Below are 18,309 nucleotides of genomic sequence, written 5' to 3'. Positions count from 1 at the left end.
AAGTGTTTTCATTTGCAACTATTTTTTGAGAAAAACATTTGCTCTAAATCACTCCTTTGTATCAGTTGAGTGTCTTTGCTTTTGTTTTCCCATAGTTACATGAACTGGTATCTCTTGTTCACAATGTATTTACTCTAACTTGGATAGTTAGACTAATTTCACGGTGAATAGCTCTAATCCTACCATAAACTCATCAAAATTTGTTACGTTATATCATTTCAATAATATTTTTGATATAAAAAAACACGCAAGAAGCGTGCTTTTTAAGATAAGCATTATTTAAAAAACAACGGTCTTATTGCCATCAACAATAATACGGTCTTCTAAATGCCATTTTACTGCTCGAGCCAATACATTACGCTCTACGTCTTCACCTAGTTCACGTAATTGCTCAACATTATAATCATGGCTTACACGCTCAACGTCTTGCTCAATAATTGGGCCTTGATCTAGATCAGCAGTCACATAGTGGGCTGTCGCACCAATCAACTTCACACCTTTTTCATAAGCTTGCTTATATGGGTTAGCACCCACGAAAGCTGGCAAGAAAGAATGGTGGATATTGATGATTTTCATTTCCCATTTCGCAACAAAATCTTCGCTTAGAATTTGCATGTAACGTGCGAGAACCAATAAATCATTGCCCTGCATCATTTCATCAATTTGTGCATAAGCTTCAGCTTTATTGTCTTTAGTTACTTTGATTACTGTAAATGGAATACCGAAGTTCTCAACAGATTCACGTAAATCTTCATGGTTAGAAATCACATGTGTAATTTCGCAAGGCAACGACCCACGTGCATGACGCCACAATAATTCAAGTAAAGCATGGTCAACTTTAGAAACTAAAATACCCACCTTTTTAATATCATTTACGAAAGCAAGACGCCATTGCATGCCATAACGCTCAGCAACATTCGCAGCAAATGTTTGAATTAATGCATCTTTACGTGACTGTAAATGATCAAGTTCAAATTCAACACGCATGAAATAACGTCCGCCCTGAGCTTCCGTCGCATACTGATCAAGCGCGGTAATGTTTGCACCTTGATGGTACAAAAAGCTCGATACAGCCTGTACGATCCCAGGCTTGTCTTCACAAGTAATCAGTAAACGGGCTGTATTGGCAGTGGTCATATTCATTTGGTTAATATCACTTAATTGAGTCAAATTTTTTAATAAGCCGAGTATTCTAGCGCTCTAAATAGGCAAGCACAACTATTCATCTTTTAGGGACGACAAGCTGGCGAATAGATCAGAAGGCCCCAGTGATTCAAGCAACTGCTCGTAAGTTGCTCGGCTTTCACCCATAAGATAAGGACCTTCAAGGAAAACCATTTGACGTAATGCCTGCCAAACCCATTTTTCTTCTAAATGGTTATTGTCACTGATATGGCCAGACATATATAAAAAGTTTGTCCAGTTGGTTAATACAATCCACAAGTTAATAATGAGCGCTTCAATTTCAGATGGCGTCATTTTCATAAGACCAGCATCAACAAAGGCTTGATAAATCTTTTGCCCTTGCTGCATTACCTGCCCCGCAAAACGCGGATAAATCTTTTTAAAGTCTTCGTTACTTTCAACTAAATGATAGACATCACGATGAATAAAACGGTAACTCCAAAGTTGACCACTTAATACCTGAAAATAGTTGATTTTGTCATTGGTCGTTAATGGTCTGTCTTCAGGTAAAGAGAGCATATCTAGAGTCTCAACCTGATATTGGTACATTAATTCCTTAATGATTTCATGCTTGTTTCGAAAGTGGTAGTACAAGTTTCCAGGGCTAATCCCCAACTCCGCAGCAATATGATTGGTTGTAACTGACCGTTCACCTCGCTCATTAAAAAGCTGCAAACTGATTTGTAAAATCCGGTCTTTTGTCTTCAGAGCTTTAGGTTGAGACATTTTAATAACCTTTAATAATTCACATGGTTAAGACTTGAACACATAAACTGACTTGACTATTTAGAGTATTTACTCTAAAAAATAAGTATATCAATATATTTGGTAAGTACCGATGAACAGTCAAACAAAAACAAATCCAGAGACTCAGCTTCCTTATGATGTTAAGCATTTACATGATTTGCTTGAACAACAAAAGCTGGCTTACCTACGCCATCCGGTACCCACTGCTAAAGAGCGTATTGATCGTTTAGCTCGTCTTAAAAGAGTCTTGGTAAAATATCAAGATCAGATTGCCGAAGCAATTAACCTTGATTATGGCAATCGTGCAGTTATGGAAACAAAAATTGGTGAGCTACTCACCAGTTTGGAACAAATTAAATATTACAGTAAGCATCTAACTGCATGGATGAAACCATCAAAACGCCATATTAGTGTATTACATCAACCTGCAAAAGGTTGGGTACAATACCAACCTATGGGTGTCATTGGTATTATTACCCCGTGGAATTACCCATTATTGCTTTCAGTGGGGCCTTTAATATGTGCGCTCGCTGCAGGCAACCATGCCATGATCAAAATCTCTAGCGCTTCTCCAAACTTTGGACGAGTGCTTGAAAGTGCATTGGCAGAAGCATTCCCACAAGAATTAGTTGCTGTAGTAAATGGTGGTGGCGTTATTTCAGATGCGTTTAGTCATTTGCCTTTTGACAAAATGATTTTCACAGGCTCAACCTCTGTTGGTAAAACAGTAATGGCAGCCGCAGCCCAAAACCTAGTTCCCGTGATTCTTGAGTTAGGCGGAAAATCTCCTGCCCTCGTGCATGCATCAATGGATATGAAAGATGTAGCTCAACGTATTGCGGTAGGAAAATTATGGAATGCGGGACAAACTTGTGTTGCACCGGATCATATTTTCTTACCAAGAGGCAAAACTGCCGAGTTCATTGAAAACTTTAAATTGATTGTGGCTGGAATGTACCCTCATTTCCGTAACAACAATGACTATACTTCTATTATTAATGATAAACAGTACAACCGTATTCAGGGCTATCTCGAAAATGCTCGTGATCAAGGTGCACGTATTGTTGAAATTAACCCGCAAAATGAAATTTTAGATGATGTCCGTAAAATTGCGCCGACTTTAGTTACTGGTGTAACAACTGCAATGGATATTATGCAAAATGAAATCTTCGGGCCTATTCTACCAATCTTAGAATATGATCAGATAGAAGAAGTGATCGAGTTTATTAATAGCCGCCCTCGTCCTTTAGCGATGTATTATTTTGACTATGATCAAGCGCGAGCTGACTATATTGCACAGCACACCCATTCAGGGCATTTCGGGATTAACATGGTGATTACCCATGTTGCACAAGATGATTTACCTTTTGGCGGAATTGGCGCATCAGGTATGGGTAAATATCACGGACCAGAGGGCTTTTTTAGCCTTTCTCATGAGCGTTCGGTGATGTCGAATCCAAAACTCTATAGCCTTAAATACATTCTTCCACCGTTCAATAAGCCTATTCATCGTTTCATTTCGAAAACCTTGTTGCGCTAACTGATCAAGGCATGATCTGTTATACTAAATCATGCCTCGTTTTTACCAATTTCGCTTGTCTTTTAATCGTATTTTTGGTATAAAACGCCCCTTGAATGAATTCATCCGTTTACATTTAGTATGACTGGCCACAGATTTGCTGTTGGCTGAATCAATGGAGTTACACCATGTCTAAGGTTTGCCAAGTTACCGGCAAGCGTCCAGTCGTTGGTAACAACGTCTCACACGCCAACAACAAAACCAAGCGCCGGTTCGAGCCGAACCTGCACCACCACCGTTTCTGGTTAGAAAGCGAAAAACGTTTTGTACGTCTTCGTTTAACCACTAAAGGTATGCGTATTATTGACAAATTGGGTATCGAAAAGGTTGTTGCAGACCTTCGTGCTCAAGGTCAAAAGATCTAAGGAGTCTGAGCAATGCGTGATAAGATTCGCCTCGTTTCTTCAGCTGGTACAGGTTACTTCTATACCACGACTAAAAACAAACGTACTATGCCGGAAAAAATGGAAATCAAAAAATTTGATCCAAAAATCCGTCAACACGTGATTTTCAAAGAAGCTAAAATCAAATAATTTTAGCCTCGAAAAAAACGACTTCTCTATGAAGTCGTTTTTTTTTGCATTTTTTTTATACCTACCTTTTTGTTAAACTTTCTCTACATTCCGCCTTGGCATTTTTTATGCTTGTCTTTAGCCTAACTCACGTAAAAGGAGTTTTTAGTGCCGCATGACGTAGATTTAATTATTTTACTTGCTGTTGGTTTCGGCGTTGCTCTCATTTTTGGCTATCTTGCAGCCCGATTACGCCTTCCTCCTCTTATCGGCTATTTAATTGCCGGAATTATTATTAGTCCAAATACACCGGGTATCGTTGCAGATATTCATCTGGCCAACCAACTCGCAGAACTCGGGGTCATGTTCCTGATGTTTGGTGTAGGGATGCACTTTTCATTAAAAGATTTATTACTCGTTCGGCGTATTGCCTTACCAGGTGCAATTTTACAGATCGCTGTTGCAACCTTACTTGGTATTGGCGTTTCAATGCTATGGGGCTGGAGTTTTGGTTCAGCACTCGTTTTTGGCTTAAGTCTATCGTGTGCGAGTACAGTTGTACTATTAAAAGCCTTAGGAGACAGAGGTCTTTTAGATTCAGTTAACGGCAAAATTGCTGTGGGTTGGCTATTAGTCGAAGATTTGGTGATGGTACTTGTGTTAGTACTCCTTCCGGCTACAGCAGTTTTAATCGGTGGAAAAGCACCAGCAGGTGCAGACGGCAATATCTGGTTAACTCTTGGGATAACCTTATTAAAAGTGATTGGCTTTATTGCCTTTATGCTCATTGTAGGCAAGCGCGTTGTGCCTATTATTATGCAGTTCGTTGCACGTTTAGGTTCAAGAGAGCTATTTACGCTGACTGTCGTCGCTGCTGCCGTTTCGATTGCCTATGGTTCATATGCCATCTTTGGGGTTTCAATGGCTTTAGGAGCATTCTTTGCGGGTATGGTCGTTAAAGAATCAGACTTTAGTCATCGTGCTGAAGAAGAGACTCTCCCACTACGTGAAATTTTCTCGATTTTATTTTTCGTTTCTGTGGGCATGCTGTTTGATCCACATATTCTGGTGGAGAGTCCGCTCCATATTTTAGCTGTTATCGCGATTATTATGGTAGGTAAGACACTTGCTGCAATGGCATTGGTTTTATTCTTCCGCTATCCAATCAATACGGCTTTAACAGTCGGGGCAAGCCTTGCACAAATTGGTGAGTTTTCATTTATTTTGGCGACCCTTGGTGTTTCTTTAGAACTATTAAGCTTAGAAGCTCAAAACTTGATTCTAGCAGGCGCTTTATTTTCAATTACGCTGAACTCTTTCATTTTCTCAGCGATTGAGCCTGTACAACGCTGGATTCGTGAACGTTCTCACTTAGCGCGTCTTCTTGAACGTAGCGGTGACCCATTAGCAATGTTACCCGATGAAGTTGATCAAGCTTACTTACGTGATCAGGTTGTAATTGTCGGATATGGCGGTGTAGGACGACGCATCACTGAAAATTTAATTAATGAAAATATCAAGGTCGTCATTGCAGAAGAGAATCGCGAAATCGTAGAAAAATTGCGTAACGCAAATATTGCTGCTGTGAGCGGTGTTGCTACTGAACCGAGTGTTTTAATCCAAGCACATATCATGCATGCACGCTTGTTGGTGATCTCACCTATGGATATTTTAGATATTCACCGCATTGTGGCGATTGCAAAGCAATTAAACCCTCGAATTCAGGTATTAATTTGTGCAGAAAGCAAAGAAGAAGCTGCTGTTATCCGTGACGAAAATATTGGCGAAGTGTTCTATGCAAAAGAAGAAATGGCAAAGAATATGAGCCACCATATATTAAATCAGATCGAGATTGCTCATCAGTCAACGACTCATTAACACATAAAAAAGCGTACTCAAGAGTACGCTTTTTTTAACTCAAGAATTTAGGCTGTTCGTCTAATACCTCAGCCTGCCACTCGTTTACCTGCTTTTCCAGCAGTCCAAACAATGCAGCCTGAATCATGTGCTGAGCAACAACTGGAGTCTGCTCACCCAAGATTGCTTTAACTTCATCGCTAAATTGAATTTTAACCAAGGGTTCATTCTCAGAACCTGCATTACGCAAGGCGAGTTCACCACCTTCGAGTTGAACTAATTCCAACACTGCTTCTTGATTTCCAAATAACTCTTTCAATTGCTGTATAGACATATACTTCCTCCATGTTTCAACATGGTGGCAAAGCACCCTTGCACTTTGCATCTCTTGTCTTATTTATATAGGCACACCTAGTCTAAATTTCAAGCACCTAGGCAGTTTAATTTTAGAACTCGACCATTTCGTTACGAAAACCATCAATTAAATGACTTAATTCTCGGTGCCATTCACGCAAAATTTTAACATCTGGCAACCAAGATTGCGGCCCTTGTGTCACTTTAATAATCAGATTAGAAGAAGTTTCTTCTTCTGGCGTCGGTTCTTTTGGTTCCGGAGCGTATTGGCACATACGATAAGCTCGTTTTAACTCTGCAACAAAACCATCTTTTGCTAATTGCTGCAAAACGGACACTTCAGGAGAAACTTGTCCTTTTGCCGCCATATGTTCCTCAATAGATTTTAAAGTGGGTTGCAAATCATTTAAACGGTAATAACGTACCAATTCTTGCAAGAAGGCTAACATTGCGCCATGTAAATGAAATACAGCTGCTTCACGGTAAGCTTGTACCTGTTGCACATGATCGGTCTGCTCTGCCTGTTGACACGCTAGACGTGCAAAATAGAGCTTCTGATTGGTACGATCGGCATGATAACGAGCAACACGTGACATAAATAAACTTTCCTGTTTTAAAATCGCCATTGCAACAGCTATTCTTAGCTTAACGACTCCATTGATAAAATCAACGTTATTTATGGTAAATCCAGCTCAACTTGATAAATTTTACGTTTAGCTAAAATTTTTACTGGCTGTTTTATAGGGCGCACATTACTTAAAATCCAAGCAAAATACCCTTCACTCCAAGCAGATGCACAGGCTAAATTGACCTCGTCATTTCGCCAAGCATGAACAGAGTCGACATCAACTAAAGCAACAGCAACTCCTTCCTCTTCATCAGTCTCTTTGTCCAGAAAGTTCTGGTTTTCGACAATTAATAGATCTTTCACTGGTAACTGGGTAGGTACCCATGAACGCACTTCAAGTGTTTTTATACCTTCAGCGATACGAAGACCATTTGGCGTTACAATCGAGAGAGCTAAAAATTGTCTTTTCATCAGGAAAACTTATTCTTCGGCTGCTTTAACTCGAATTCCATAGCCTTTAACTTTAAGCGTATTTAAGCCTTTAATTGCCTTAATCGCTTCACGGGGATTAGGCATTTCAACAAAACCAAAGCCTTTCGATTTACCCGTATCTTTATCAGTCACCAGAACACATGTATCAACTTTACCATATGCCTTAAACAACTCTAAAACTTCAGTTTCACTTACAGCACGATCTAAATTACGAACTAATATCTTCATTTTCTAACCTTAATTGGCAATAAAAGGGAGGGCCAATATACATTTAAGTAATCACAGCGTCTTATACAGTAGTTTAGTCCAGATCGATACCAAAACCTAAATTTACTGCAGGAGATCTGTTCCATTGTTTTTTAGTAAATTGCTGAGGTACTTGTCTATGTATCTTTGCTTGAACTAAATGTGTAGGCAAATCATTTAAGAAATAACTCTCGACTTTACGACCTTGCTCGTCATACGTGTCTTGTGACCACGTATTAAGATTTTGCTTCGTCAAGATTAATTCATTTTCAGCACGCGTTAAGGCGACATACAGTACACGGCGTTCTTCCTCAACATCGTCAAAATCACCCTGTGCTCTTGCATAAGGGTATTGATTTGGCGATACATGAGGTACATAACAAACTTTCTGTTCGGCACCCTTAGCTGAATGAATCGTAATTAAAGTTACCAAATCTTGATCAGCTGCTTTTTCAATTTCAGAAACTGAAATAGGTTCAAGCACGTACTCCTCAAGAAACTCACCTAACGAGGCATGCTTACGCGCAAGTTGCTTAACCAAATCAAAGTCTTTTAAACGGCGTGACCAGTCTTTAGTTTTATAATTTTGCTCTAGCTGTTCACCTAAAGCATCTAGAGCCAAGCCAATACTTGCTTCAACATGCTGCTGTAATACATCTAGCTGTTTTAAAATTAAAATCGCTTGTAAAGGGACCTTACCATGGCGTTCAAGTCGTTGACAGCGTTCTTCAACATCAGCGATTCCCATTAGCTCTTGGGCTAACTTACTCGCGCCAACATCGCCAATACCGTCCCACAAGGTTAAAAACCGCATCCAGGCCAAATCATCGTGAGGGTTACTCACAATACGTAGCAAGCTCAGTACATCCTTTACATGGGCCGACTCAAGAAGTTTTACTCCACCAATAAAGCGATAAGGTATTTCAGCAGCAATAAAAGCCCCTTCTAGGTATCGGGCACTATAGCCAGAACGGACTAACACCATATGATCATACCAGTTTGCACCTTGCTGATGACGCGTTATTAAATCTTGTGCAATCCAGTTTGCTTCTTCAAACTCATTACCAAACAAATGTAGCTGTGGCTTTTGCCCTTGACCACGATGCGCTTGTAGCTGTTTTTGATAATCAATTGGGCTATGTGCCAACAGCCAGTTCGATAAATCTAAGATTTCTTGGGTCGAACGATAATTTAAAGCGAGTGTAAGAACTTCTGCATCAGGTATTCGTTCTTTAAAAGAGTGAATATTTTCAAAATCTGCACCGCGAAAACCATAAATTGACTGGGCATCATCACCCACGCAAAACAACTCTACTTTACCAATTAAAGGCTGCAATAAAGCCCATTGCAAAGGGTTTGTATCTTGCATTTCATCAACTAGCAATGCCTGACAGAAGCCTGCCACCCAATTAGTCAACGCTTCTGAGTTTTGTAAATGAACAGCCACAATCGACAAAATATCGTCGTAATCTAAAAAATTACGCTCTCTTTTACGATGTTCATAAGTTTTCATCAACTCAGCAATTTGAGTTTTATGCTCATATGCATCTGGAAGCTGTTTGATTAATGCTTCAGAAAGCTTAGTTTGAGTATTTCGAGCATAGGAATATAGATCGCACAGCTCTGCTGCTTTAGGTAAAACATTATCTTTGTCTTTACCACGTAATAGCCGAAACATGAGCAACTGGTCATCACGATCAATAATACTAAATTGATTTAAGCCAAAAGCTTGTGGATTACGGCGCAGTAAATACATACAAAAAGTATGAAAAGTTGAAGCTCTTAGGCCCTTTGCCTGTGCTCCTACATGCTGCTCTACTCTTGCAACAATTTCACTCGCAGCACGTCGAGTAAACGTTAAAATCTGGATTTGATTCGCTGGTAAGCCTTGGTCAATTAAATAGGCGGCACGAGCAACAATTGTCTTAGTCTTGCCACAACCAGCGCCCGCCAAAACTAAACAGTTCTGTGCAGACGTGGTGGCTGCTTTTTTTTGCTGAGCATTTAGTTCATTAATTAATTTTGCAAGACTCATAACACATATCGCTAAAACACCAAGACATAGTTTAACAGACCCAACCACAGATGCGTCTGCCCGTCCTAAAAACAAAAAGAGCACCTAAAGTGCTCTTTGATTAAATATTGTTATTTAAGATACTGTTTTTGAACTAGATGGCAGATGCTTAATCGCAGAAGCCAAACCTAGAAAATTAATTCCTTGAAATAAAATATCAATTGCGAGGAACATACCTAACACCCAAAAAGGCGAATCTTTGGAAACTAAAATTAAAATACCTGTAATGAGGGTTAATAACCCTGAAAATAAGGTCCAGCCCCATCCAGTAATTGGTTTAAGTAAAATCGCGTTTACCGAACGTATAGCTCCAGCAATAATCAGTGCTATAGATAATAAGCTTGTCAGTACTACTGCTGTAGTGACTGGAGTAGAAAAAGCGTAATAGCCAGCCATTAGATAAAGTATGCCAAAAAGTGCCCATAACCATCTGCTAGCACCTTTAAAGACACTTATAGCCGCGACAAGATGTAAAACACCTCCGACCATCATCAGTATTCCAAATAAAAAAACCACAGAAAAGGTTGCAAACGGTAATGAACTAAACAAAATTAGACCAAAGCCAATAAGCACAAAGCCTAATATCAAATACCACTTACGATCAGCATGTAACTGATTACGTACCAAATCATTACCGACAGTTTTCATCATGGCTACTCTTATTATTAAGTATTAGAATTTCATCTACTTAACAATAGTGATGCACTTCACATTTTTTGTCTGTATAAAATCTGCATCGTTTCTTATCAATTAATGTGGATAAAGCAGTATTTATCCACAATTTTATTTCACCCAGCCAATTTCTTGGGCTGTAGGTAAACCTATTATTGTTTCATGTAAACCATTCGGCATTTTACTGCTCTGCTCAGATAACGGTGTTCGACCACCCATGATTTCAGCGTCAGTTTGTGGGTATAAAGGCACTTTTTCAGCTTGCGCATAACCTAAAGGATAAAGTGGTTGTCCTGTTTGTAAATCATATTTGTCTTGTGCCCCAAAGCCATGTAATAGCTCATGAACAATTACGACCTGATTTTGTGAAGCTTGTGTTTTGGTCGCAAATAAATTCACACTACCGATACGACCTTTTTCCAAAGCAGTCGAATGAATCAAAACTTTTTGATAGTTGGGATCATAGTAATTTAAATAAAGTTTAAGTGATGCTCCACTGTCTTCAGGTTGTTGGTGTCGCCATGCATAGAAACGAAACTTTAAACTCCACCACATCACATGAAAGATATTGGCATTTTGAGGAACCTCAGGAGGTCGTTGCTGTAACGGCTGCCCTAAACGTATTACAAAGTTTCCTGATTGACCACGATAATGTTGTGACCACTCCGCTAAATAGTTTTTTATTCTCTCAAAATCAGAGTATTGCAACTGATGAATATAGCTCTGTGTTGTCTGTAAACCATCGGCATTAATAGGATGTAAAACGACAACAATAGGTTGATTCCAATCTTGGTTTTGATCTCGCCATGCCTGAACAGCAACAATCAATAAAATAATTAACAAACATAAAACCCGAATGTTTTTCCACATTCTTTTTCCCCATAAAACTAAAATTTTCTTTTATTGTTTTAGATATAAAAAATGCTAGCTGAGCTAGCATTTTTTATTATGGACTTAATTAGCCCTCAACCCATTTACCATCTTGGTAAACTAGGCTCCATTTGGTTTGTTTGCCTTCTGGAGTTTCCGAACCTACATATTGTGATTGATTCTTACGGCTGAATTTCACAACTGTCGGATTACCTTCAGGATCTACATCTGGTGCTTGTAAAATAAATTGATATTTAGGATCAAGCTGAGCGGCAACGCTCCGTAATTCTGCAACTTTTGGCGCACGTGTTTCACGAATTTTCGGGAATTTACTTGCGGCCAAAAACAGACCAGCAGCACCGTCACGCAATACGAAATAGTCATCATGCTTTGTTGAGCGCAAATGTTCCATCTTGATCGGTTCTACACGTGGAGGCGCAGGTTGACCACTTTTCAAGACTTTACGAGTGTTGTCACAGCTTGTACAAGCGAAATACGGGCCAAAACGACCAGTCTTAAGCTGCATCTCACCATCGCATTTATCACACGGAATAGTTGGTCCATCATAGCCTTTAATCTTGAACTCACCTTCTTCAAGCTCAAAACCGTCGCAGTCAGGGTTGTTACCACATACGTGTAGTTTACGACCACCATCAATGACATAGCTGTCCATGGCTGTGCCACATTTCGCACAGCGATGTTTTGACATCAAGTCTGCAGTTTCAGCGCCATCATCATCAGACAGGGCTGCTAAGGATTCAACAGGCGTTAAGTTCAAAGTACCTTTGCAACGCTCTTTAGGTGGTAAATTATATCCAGAACAACCTAAGAATACGCCTGTTGTACCTGTACGAATCTGCATTGGACGTGAACATTCAGGACAATGTACCGCTGGCACTTCAACCGGTTGATTACGGCGCATTCCGTGCTCGCCTTGAGCATTGGTAAGACGCTTTTTGAAGTCACCATAGAAAGTATCTAGTAACTCTTTCCAGTTACGCTCGCCTGTAGCAACTTTATCGAGTTGTCCTTCGAGGTCTGCTGTAAAGGCATAGTTCATCAAGTTATTAAAACTTTCATCAAGACGATCCGTGACAATTTCACCCATTTTTTCGGCGAAAAGACGACGGTTTTCTAACTTAACGTAACCACGTTCTTGAATCGTAGAAATAATCGCTGCATAAGTCGAAGGACGACCAATACTTCGTTTTTCGAGTTCTTTAACCAAAGAAGCTTCTGTAAAACGTGCAGGTGGCTTAGTAAAGTGCTGACTTGGGTCTAACTTTTCTAATTTTAAGATTTCACCTACTTTAATAGCAGGCAAAATAATATCGTCATCAGACTTGTTGGCACCACGAACTCGTGTAAACCCATCAAATACAAGCGTACGGCCTTTTGCTTTTAATTCAACATTTGCAGCTTCAACCGTTAAAGTTGAAGATAAATATTCTGCTGGAGTCATTTGACATGCAACAAACTGACGCCAAATCAAATCATACAAACGCTGAGCATCACGCTCTACGCCCGCAAGTTGGTCACCTGTAAGCGCAACATTTGACGGACGAATGGCTTCATGGGCTTCTTGAGCACCCGCTTTGTTACCATAGCGGTTTGGCTTTGCCGGTAAATACTTCTCACCAAATTGACTTTCAATATGAGCACGTACCATGCTTACTGCGTCATCACTCAAGAACGTTGAGTCAGTACGCATATAGGTAATAAAACCTGCTTCATATAAACGCTGTGCCAGCATCATGGTTTTCTTTACAGAAAAACCTAAACGAGTACTTGCAGCCTGTTGCAACGTTGAAGTGATATAAGGAGCACTTGGATTCACCTTAGTCGGTTTATCTTCACGTTGTGCAACTTTATATTCAGCACCTTTTAAAACATCTAATAGAGCATCGGTTTCAGCTTTATTTTTCAGTTTAAGGGTTTTACCAGCTTGCTTAACTGCTTCAAGACGAATGTCATCTTTCTTGGCTTGCGTGTCTGCAAAAACTTGCCAGTATTCTTCTGGAATAAAAGCACGAATTTCTCTTTCACGCTCTACAACCAGTTTCACTGCTACAGACTGTACACGACCTGCCGATAAACCACGGGCAATCTTTTCCCAAAGTAATGGTGAAACCATAAAACCAACAACACGGTCCAAGAAACGGCGTGCTTGCTGAGCATTAACTCTGTTTAAATCTAGACGCGTAGGTTGCTTAAATGCTTCTTGAATGGCATTTTTAGTAATTTCGTTAAATACCACGCGATGATAACGGCTGTCATCACCACCAATAACTTCTCTTAGGTGCCAAGCAATGGCTTCCCCTTCTCTATCCAAGTCCGTTGCGAGATAGATTGCATCGGCATCTTTGGCGAGTTTTTTTAGTTCAGCAACAACATTTTCCTTACCTGGCAGAACTTCGTAATGAGCTTCCCAACCATGCTCAGGATCAACCCCCATACGATTAACTAAAGCCTGACTGGCCTTTTGTTCTTTTTCTGCTTCAGTGAGTTTAGTCCGTGCAGCTGGCTTTTTCTCAGTTGATTTACTGCCACCTGTTGGCAAATCACGCACGTGACCTACAGAAGACTTTACAATGTATTGCGAACCCAGATATTTATTAATGGTTTTCGCTTTGGCAGGCGACTCCACAATCACTAAGGCACGTTTATGTGCAGCAGGTGCAGTAGATGCTGTGCTTTGAGATGCAGAGCGCGAGGTATTCGCCATATAAAATGTTATTCCTATACCAATAAATTTAAAAATCAGGCTTTAGCCAAGTTCAACAGATAAGCCTTCATCTCATCTAATTGTGTTGCTCTCAGGTCTGATTCCTCATCCCAATAAAGCCCTACACAGTTTGCCTGCATATCAATAGCATAAATCCCTTTTAATGCAATGGGAGAATCATTAAATTTCTCATCGCCCTGAACCACTTTTAATTTGCCGTCTATAACGCGAGCACGCATTAAAGATAAACGAGCATCGGGAATCAATACACTATAATAAGCAACCATGCTGGCACGCTTTTCAGTCGCCATTGGGACATGTGTCCATTCAGGTGCAACGATTACACGTGGGTGTAAACCCATTTTACGAGCTTTATCACGCATAATACCAAGTGCCTTTTCACGTGGGCTCACTCTTAAACCAAAAATGGAGCCTAGTACGAAAAGAACAATGATAACGGTAACCCAAATTCCCATATTGTCCATAGCAAAACCTATTAATCTCTTTTATTAGAGTTGCATAAGCTGACCAGAAAACGCAAGTTTCATCATAAAAATAATGCCCGATAAGATCGCAAGGCCCAAAATATTGAGATTTCACAGTGCAAATTGCGATGAGCTGACTCAAATATCATTAAGGATTCGGATGGCTATCAACAAGTGTCAGCTTTCCAAATTGATCAATGTGAGCATCCCCCCACTGTTTTAAAGCAAACAGAATTTTCTCAAGACTTTGTCCCAAATCAGTCAGGCAGTATTCCACTTTAGGTGGTACCTGAGGATAGACTTCTCTATGAATAATACCGTCTTGTTCCAATTCACGTAGCTGATTGGTCAGCATTCTTTGGGTAATGCTCGGAACGCGCTTTCGAATTTCGTTAAACCTTAAGGTGCCTTCATTAAATAAATGCCAAAGAATGACGCATTTCCATTTTCCATCAATCAAACTAATCGCCGCCTCAACGGAACATCCCGGAGAACAATCAAAACTTGAATGTCTTGCTTTTGCCATTTTACAGTATCCTTTTTGACACTATGAGCGTTATTTGTCTGTAGTCACTCATTTTAAGCTTACGTTATGATCAAACTATCAACAAGAGGAATCATCATTATGAAAGCTGTGGCATATCAAAAAGCTGGCTCTATTACATCGCCAGAAGCACTCGTGGATATTGAACTCGACAGTCCCGTTGCAGAAGGTCATGATCTGCTTGTTCGTATTCAAGCTGTTTCAGTAAACCCGGTAGATACTAAAATCCGCAAGAATGTAAGTCCTGAGAATAATCAGTGGAAAACGCTTGGCTGGGACGCAGTAGGTATTGTTGAAGCGATTGGAGATAAAGTTACTCAATTTAAGATTGGCGATGTTGTTTGGTATGCAGGTGCTTTAAATCGCCAAGGTAGTAATAGCGAATTACAGCTTGTTGATGAACGTATTGTGGGTCATAAACCAAAAACTTTAGAAGCAACCGAGGCGGCAGCTCTTCCTTTAACTGCAATCACAGCGTGGGAAATGCTTTTTGATCGCCTGCAAGTTCCAAAGAATGCGCCAGAAAACACAACCATATTAGTGATTGGTGGAGCTGGCGGTGTAGGTTCAATCACCATTCAGCTTCTTAAACAATTAACTAACTTAACGATTATTGCAACAGCTTCACGAGCAGAAACTCAAGAATGGGTTAAGCAACTTGGAGCAGATTATGTGTTAGACCACCGTCAACCTTTAGCAGCCCAAATCAAGCAATTAGGTTTAACTACACCTTTATATGTGTTCTCAACCACTCAAACAAATCAGCATTTACCAGATATTGTAGAGTTGATTGCACCGCAAGGCCGTTTTGGACTTATTGATGATCCTGAACAGTTAGATATCAAACCGTTTAAGTCAAAGTCTGTGTCTGTGCATTGGGAATTTATGTTTACACGTTCAATGTTCCAGACCGAAGATATGGCAAAACAAAGTGAACTATTAAATGAAGTCAGCAAGCTGGTTGATGAAGGAAAAATCAAAACAACTGTGACTGAAGTTATAAGTCCAATTAATGCTGAAAATTTAAAACGAGTTCATCAGCAAATTGAAAGTGGCACAACAAAAGGTAAGATCGTCTTACAAGGTTTTTAAACAAAATTGAAAATATTCCCAAATAAAAAGGCAAGTATCGAACTTGCCTTTTTATTAATAGTGGGGAGGTTTATTTGTTAATGGGTCAAAAGGTGCAATGCCTTCTGATAAATCCGACGATTCCACACGTTGATAAAGAAATTGCATTTGTTTTTTCAAATCAGCTATTTCTTGAGTTTGAATAGCGAGTTGTTGATTTAATTGTTCAACTAAATCATCCAAAAATGTAATTCGCACTTGCAAATCTTCAATGGGTGCGGAAAATGACGCTTGATCATCATGATATGGTGGTTTAGTCATTTAAATCCTCATTTGAGATTCTGGAAAACATTATGGCCTATATTACCCTAAGGGATGTCCAACTTGCTTTTGGCGGACCTGCCCTGCTCGATGGCGCGAACTTTAATCTAGAACGTGGCGAACGAGTCTGTTTAATTGGTCGTAATGGTGAAGGTAAGTCTACTTTACTTAAACTGATCGAGGGAAGCCTATTACCAGATTCTGGTGAAGTTTCCATTCAAAATGGTTTAACAGTTTCCATGTTAGCCCAAGACGTTCCAATGGATTCTGGCAAAGTTGCTGACATTGTGGCTGATGGTGCAGGAGAAGCTGCCGAAGTACTCAGAGCTTATCATGAAGCAACTGATGCTTGTATGCTTGGCGACATGGAAGCGTGTGACCGTATGGGGAACCTACAGCACAAGCTCGACCAACTAGACGGCTGGGCACTCGAAAACAAGGTCAATGCCCTATTAAGTAAAATGGGACTCGATCCAAATGCGGATTTGGCAGATCTTTCAGGTGGACGTAAACGCCGTGTTTTACTCGCTCGTGCTCTCTTAACGCAGCCAGACGTATTACTTCTAGACGAACCGACCAACCATTTAGATGTTGAAAGTATTGAGTGGCTAGAAAAATTTCTACTCGATCAAAATAATTTAACGCTACTATTTATTTCGCATGACCGTTCTTTTGTAGACAGTATTGCAACTCGAATTGTTGAACTTGACCGTGGCATCCTACGTGGCTACGAAGGCAACTATTCACGCTATTTAGAGCTTAAAGCTCAGCAAATGGAAGCAGAAGAGAAACAAAATGCTTTATTTGATAAAAAGTTAGCGGAAGAAGAAGCTTGGATTCGTCAAGGGATTAAAGCACGTCGTACGCGTAATGAAGGTCGTGTTCGTGCCTTAAAAGCTTTACGTGAAGAATCGAAAGCTCGCCGTTCACAACAAGGCAAAGTGAGCATGGCGACTCAAGAAGCAAATCGCTCTGGTAAATTAGTATTTGATATTGAGCACTTAAGCGTATCTTATGATGATAAGCCACTGATTAAAGATTTCTCTACACTAGTCATGCGTGGCGATCGTATTGGCCTAGTAGGTGATAATGGTGTCGGTAAAACGACATTAATTAAAGCCATTTTAGGTGAAATCGAACATGGCGGTTCAGTTAAAACAGGTACACAGTTAGAAGTAGCCTATTTTGATCAATTACGTAATGCCTTAGACCTTGAAAAAACAGTGATGGCAAACGTTTCAGAAGGTTCTGATTTTGTTGACGTGAATGGTAACCGCCGTCATATCTACAGCTATTTACAAGATTTCTTGTTCTCACCTGAACGCGCACGTACACCCGTAAAAGCCCTGTCTGGTGGTGAGCGTAACCGTATCTTGCTTGCTAAATTATTACTTAAACCATCGAACCTGATTGTGATGGACGAACCAACCAATGACTTGGATATGGTGACTCTTGAGCTTCTTGAAGAGATGCTTTCTGAATATAAAGGCACTTTGTTGCTCATTTCGCATGACCGTGCATTTATGGACAACGTCGTAACATCGACTTGGGTCTTTGATGGCAAAGGCAATATTGCAGAGTACATCGGTGGCTACCAAGACTATTTACAACAACGTCCAGATGACAAAGTCGTAGACCAAAAGTCTGACGTTAAAAAAGCTCAGGCAAAAGCCGAAGCTGAAAAAGCTGCAGCCCAAAATAACGTTAAAAAGGTCAAACTGAGCTATAAAGACCAACGTGAGCTAGAGCAACTTCCTGCAGAAATCGAGAAGCTAGAAGTTGAACAAGCAGAGCTTTCTGACAAACTTGCAGATGGTTCATGGTTTGTCAGTAATGCCGATGAAGCAACTAAAGCAAGTCAACGCCTCGCAGAAATTGAAGAGGTCTTACTTGAAAAATTAGAACGTTGGGATGAACTTGAACAAATGAGCAAAGGAAATTAATTTGCCTTTCTTCCCTACAATTTAAATAACAAAAAAGCCTCCTTAAATTAAGGGGGCTTTTCAC

General features: G+C 40.1%; 19 protein-coding genes. 6 read left to right on the top strand and 13 right to left on the bottom strand.

Features of this window, described 5'->3' with window-relative positions:
* Positions 1-279 precede the first annotated feature (279 nt).
* The gene (purU, locus tag HUN22_RS01870; RefSeq protein WP_016144263.1) at positions 280-1,143 is read right to left on the bottom strand and encodes a formyltetrahydrofolate deformylase; all 864 of its coding nucleotides are present in this window, start codon (positions 1,141-1,143) and stop codon (positions 280-282) included.
* Positions 1,144-1,218: 75 nt separating this feature from the next.
* On the bottom strand, positions 1,219-1,911 hold the full coding sequence (locus HUN22_RS01865; RefSeq protein ID WP_032054358.1) for a TetR/AcrR family transcriptional regulator: 693 nt from the start codon (positions 1,909-1,911) through the stop codon (positions 1,219-1,221).
* 112 nt (positions 1,912-2,023) lie between these two features.
* Between HUN22_RS01865 and HUN22_RS01860 the strand changes: the two genes are divergently transcribed.
* From HUN22_RS01860 to HUN22_RS01845, 4 genes are all read left to right on the top strand, one after another.
* Positions 2,024-3,472 carry a coniferyl aldehyde dehydrogenase gene (locus HUN22_RS01860; RefSeq protein WP_174726279.1) on the top strand — a complete coding sequence of 483 codons (1,449 nt, stop codon included), beginning with the start codon at positions 2,024-2,026 and terminating at the stop codon, positions 3,470-3,472.
* A 167-nt stretch (positions 3,473-3,639) separates the two neighbouring features.
* Complete coding sequence (gene rpmB, locus HUN22_RS01855) at positions 3,640-3,876, top strand: 50S ribosomal protein L28 (protein WP_000048256.1); 237 nt, start codon at positions 3,640-3,642, stop codon at positions 3,874-3,876.
* Positions 3,877-3,888: 12 nt separating this feature from the next.
* The gene (gene rpmG, locus HUN22_RS01850) at positions 3,889-4,044 is read left to right on the top strand and encodes a 50S ribosomal protein L33 (RefSeq protein WP_001205031.1); all 156 of its coding nucleotides are present in this window, start codon (positions 3,889-3,891) and stop codon (positions 4,042-4,044) included.
* Positions 4,045-4,191: 147 nt separating this feature from the next.
* Positions 4,192-5,901 (top strand): cation:proton antiporter, encoded by a 1,710-nt coding sequence (locus tag HUN22_RS01845; protein WP_174726278.1) that lies wholly within the window; start codon positions 4,192-4,194, stop codon positions 5,899-5,901.
* Between the two features lie 34 nt (positions 5,902-5,935).
* Here HUN22_RS01845 and HUN22_RS01840 read toward each other — a convergent pair whose 3' ends face one another.
* The 10 genes from HUN22_RS01840 to HUN22_RS01795 all read right to left on the bottom strand — a co-directional run bounded on the left by HUN22_RS01840 (position 5,936) and on the right by HUN22_RS01795 (position 14,892).
* A complete protein-coding gene (locus tag HUN22_RS01840; RefSeq protein ID WP_002114792.1) occupies positions 5,936-6,214 on the bottom strand; it encodes a hypothetical protein in 279 nt (92 codons plus the stop codon).
* Positions 6,215-6,326: 112 nt separating this feature from the next.
* The gene (locus tag HUN22_RS01835) at positions 6,327-6,830 is read right to left on the bottom strand and encodes a DUF6586 family protein (protein ID WP_005066079.1); all 504 of its coding nucleotides are present in this window, start codon (positions 6,828-6,830) and stop codon (positions 6,327-6,329) included.
* Positions 6,831-6,910: 80 nt separating this feature from the next.
* The gene (locus HUN22_RS01830) at positions 6,911-7,273 is read right to left on the bottom strand and encodes an ASCH domain-containing protein (RefSeq protein WP_174726277.1); all 363 of its coding nucleotides are present in this window, start codon (positions 7,271-7,273) and stop codon (positions 6,911-6,913) included.
* Between the two features lie 9 nt (positions 7,274-7,282).
* Positions 7,283-7,522 carry an RNA recognition motif domain-containing protein gene (locus tag HUN22_RS01825; protein ID WP_174726276.1) on the bottom strand — a complete coding sequence of 80 codons (240 nt, stop codon included), beginning with the start codon at positions 7,520-7,522 and terminating at the stop codon, positions 7,283-7,285.
* A 73-nt stretch (positions 7,523-7,595) separates the two neighbouring features.
* Positions 7,596-9,575, bottom strand: coding sequence for an ATP-dependent helicase (locus HUN22_RS01820; RefSeq protein ID WP_174726275.1), 1,980 nt, complete (start codon positions 9,573-9,575; stop codon positions 7,596-7,598).
* Positions 9,576-9,689: 114 nt separating this feature from the next.
* Positions 9,690-10,262 (bottom strand): HdeD family acid-resistance protein, encoded by a 573-nt coding sequence (locus HUN22_RS01815; RefSeq protein ID WP_174726297.1) that lies wholly within the window; start codon positions 10,260-10,262, stop codon positions 9,690-9,692.
* Between the two features lie 135 nt (positions 10,263-10,397).
* Positions 10,398-11,156 carry a hypothetical protein gene (locus tag HUN22_RS01810; protein WP_174726274.1) on the bottom strand — a complete coding sequence of 253 codons (759 nt, stop codon included), beginning with the start codon at positions 11,154-11,156 and terminating at the stop codon, positions 10,398-10,400.
* Between the two features lie 88 nt (positions 11,157-11,244).
* Entirely contained in the window at positions 11,245-13,881 is a 2,637-nt protein-coding gene (gene topA / locus HUN22_RS01805) for a type I DNA topoisomerase (RefSeq protein WP_016144255.1), read from the bottom strand.
* 35 nt (positions 13,882-13,916) lie between these two features.
* Positions 13,917-14,366 (bottom strand): hypothetical protein, encoded by a 450-nt coding sequence (locus HUN22_RS01800; protein ID WP_004842579.1) that lies wholly within the window; start codon positions 14,364-14,366, stop codon positions 13,917-13,919.
* A 148-nt stretch (positions 14,367-14,514) separates the two neighbouring features.
* Complete coding sequence (locus HUN22_RS01795) at positions 14,515-14,892, bottom strand: winged helix-turn-helix transcriptional regulator (protein ID WP_016144254.1); 378 nt, start codon at positions 14,890-14,892, stop codon at positions 14,515-14,517.
* Positions 14,893-14,991: 99 nt separating this feature from the next.
* Here HUN22_RS01795 and HUN22_RS01790 point away from each other — a divergent pair, with 99 nt between their 5' ends.
* Positions 14,992-16,002: a zinc-binding alcohol dehydrogenase family protein gene (locus tag HUN22_RS01790; protein WP_174726273.1), complete on the top strand. Its 1,011-nt coding sequence runs from the start codon at positions 14,992-14,994 to the stop codon at positions 16,000-16,002.
* Between the two features lie 54 nt (positions 16,003-16,056).
* Here the strand turns inward: HUN22_RS01790 and HUN22_RS01785 are convergent, their stop codons facing one another.
* Complete coding sequence (locus HUN22_RS01785; protein WP_002115104.1) at positions 16,057-16,302, bottom strand: SlyX family protein; 246 nt, start codon at positions 16,300-16,302, stop codon at positions 16,057-16,059.
* Between the two features lie 32 nt (positions 16,303-16,334).
* On the opposite strand from HUN22_RS01785, the gene HUN22_RS01780 reads away from it, so the two are divergent.
* Positions 16,335-18,245 (top strand): ATP-binding cassette domain-containing protein, encoded by a 1,911-nt coding sequence (locus tag HUN22_RS01780; protein WP_174726272.1) that lies wholly within the window; start codon positions 16,335-16,337, stop codon positions 18,243-18,245.
* Positions 18,246-18,309 lie beyond the last annotated feature (64 nt).

The sequence above is a fragment of the Acinetobacter lactucae genome (genome assembly GCF_013344765.1).
In the GTDB taxonomy this organism is placed as follows: Bacteria; Pseudomonadota; Gammaproteobacteria; order Pseudomonadales; family Moraxellaceae; genus Acinetobacter; species Acinetobacter lactucae_A.
Note: the sequence above shows the minus strand (reverse complement) of the source record. Positions and strands in the feature narration are given on the sequence as shown.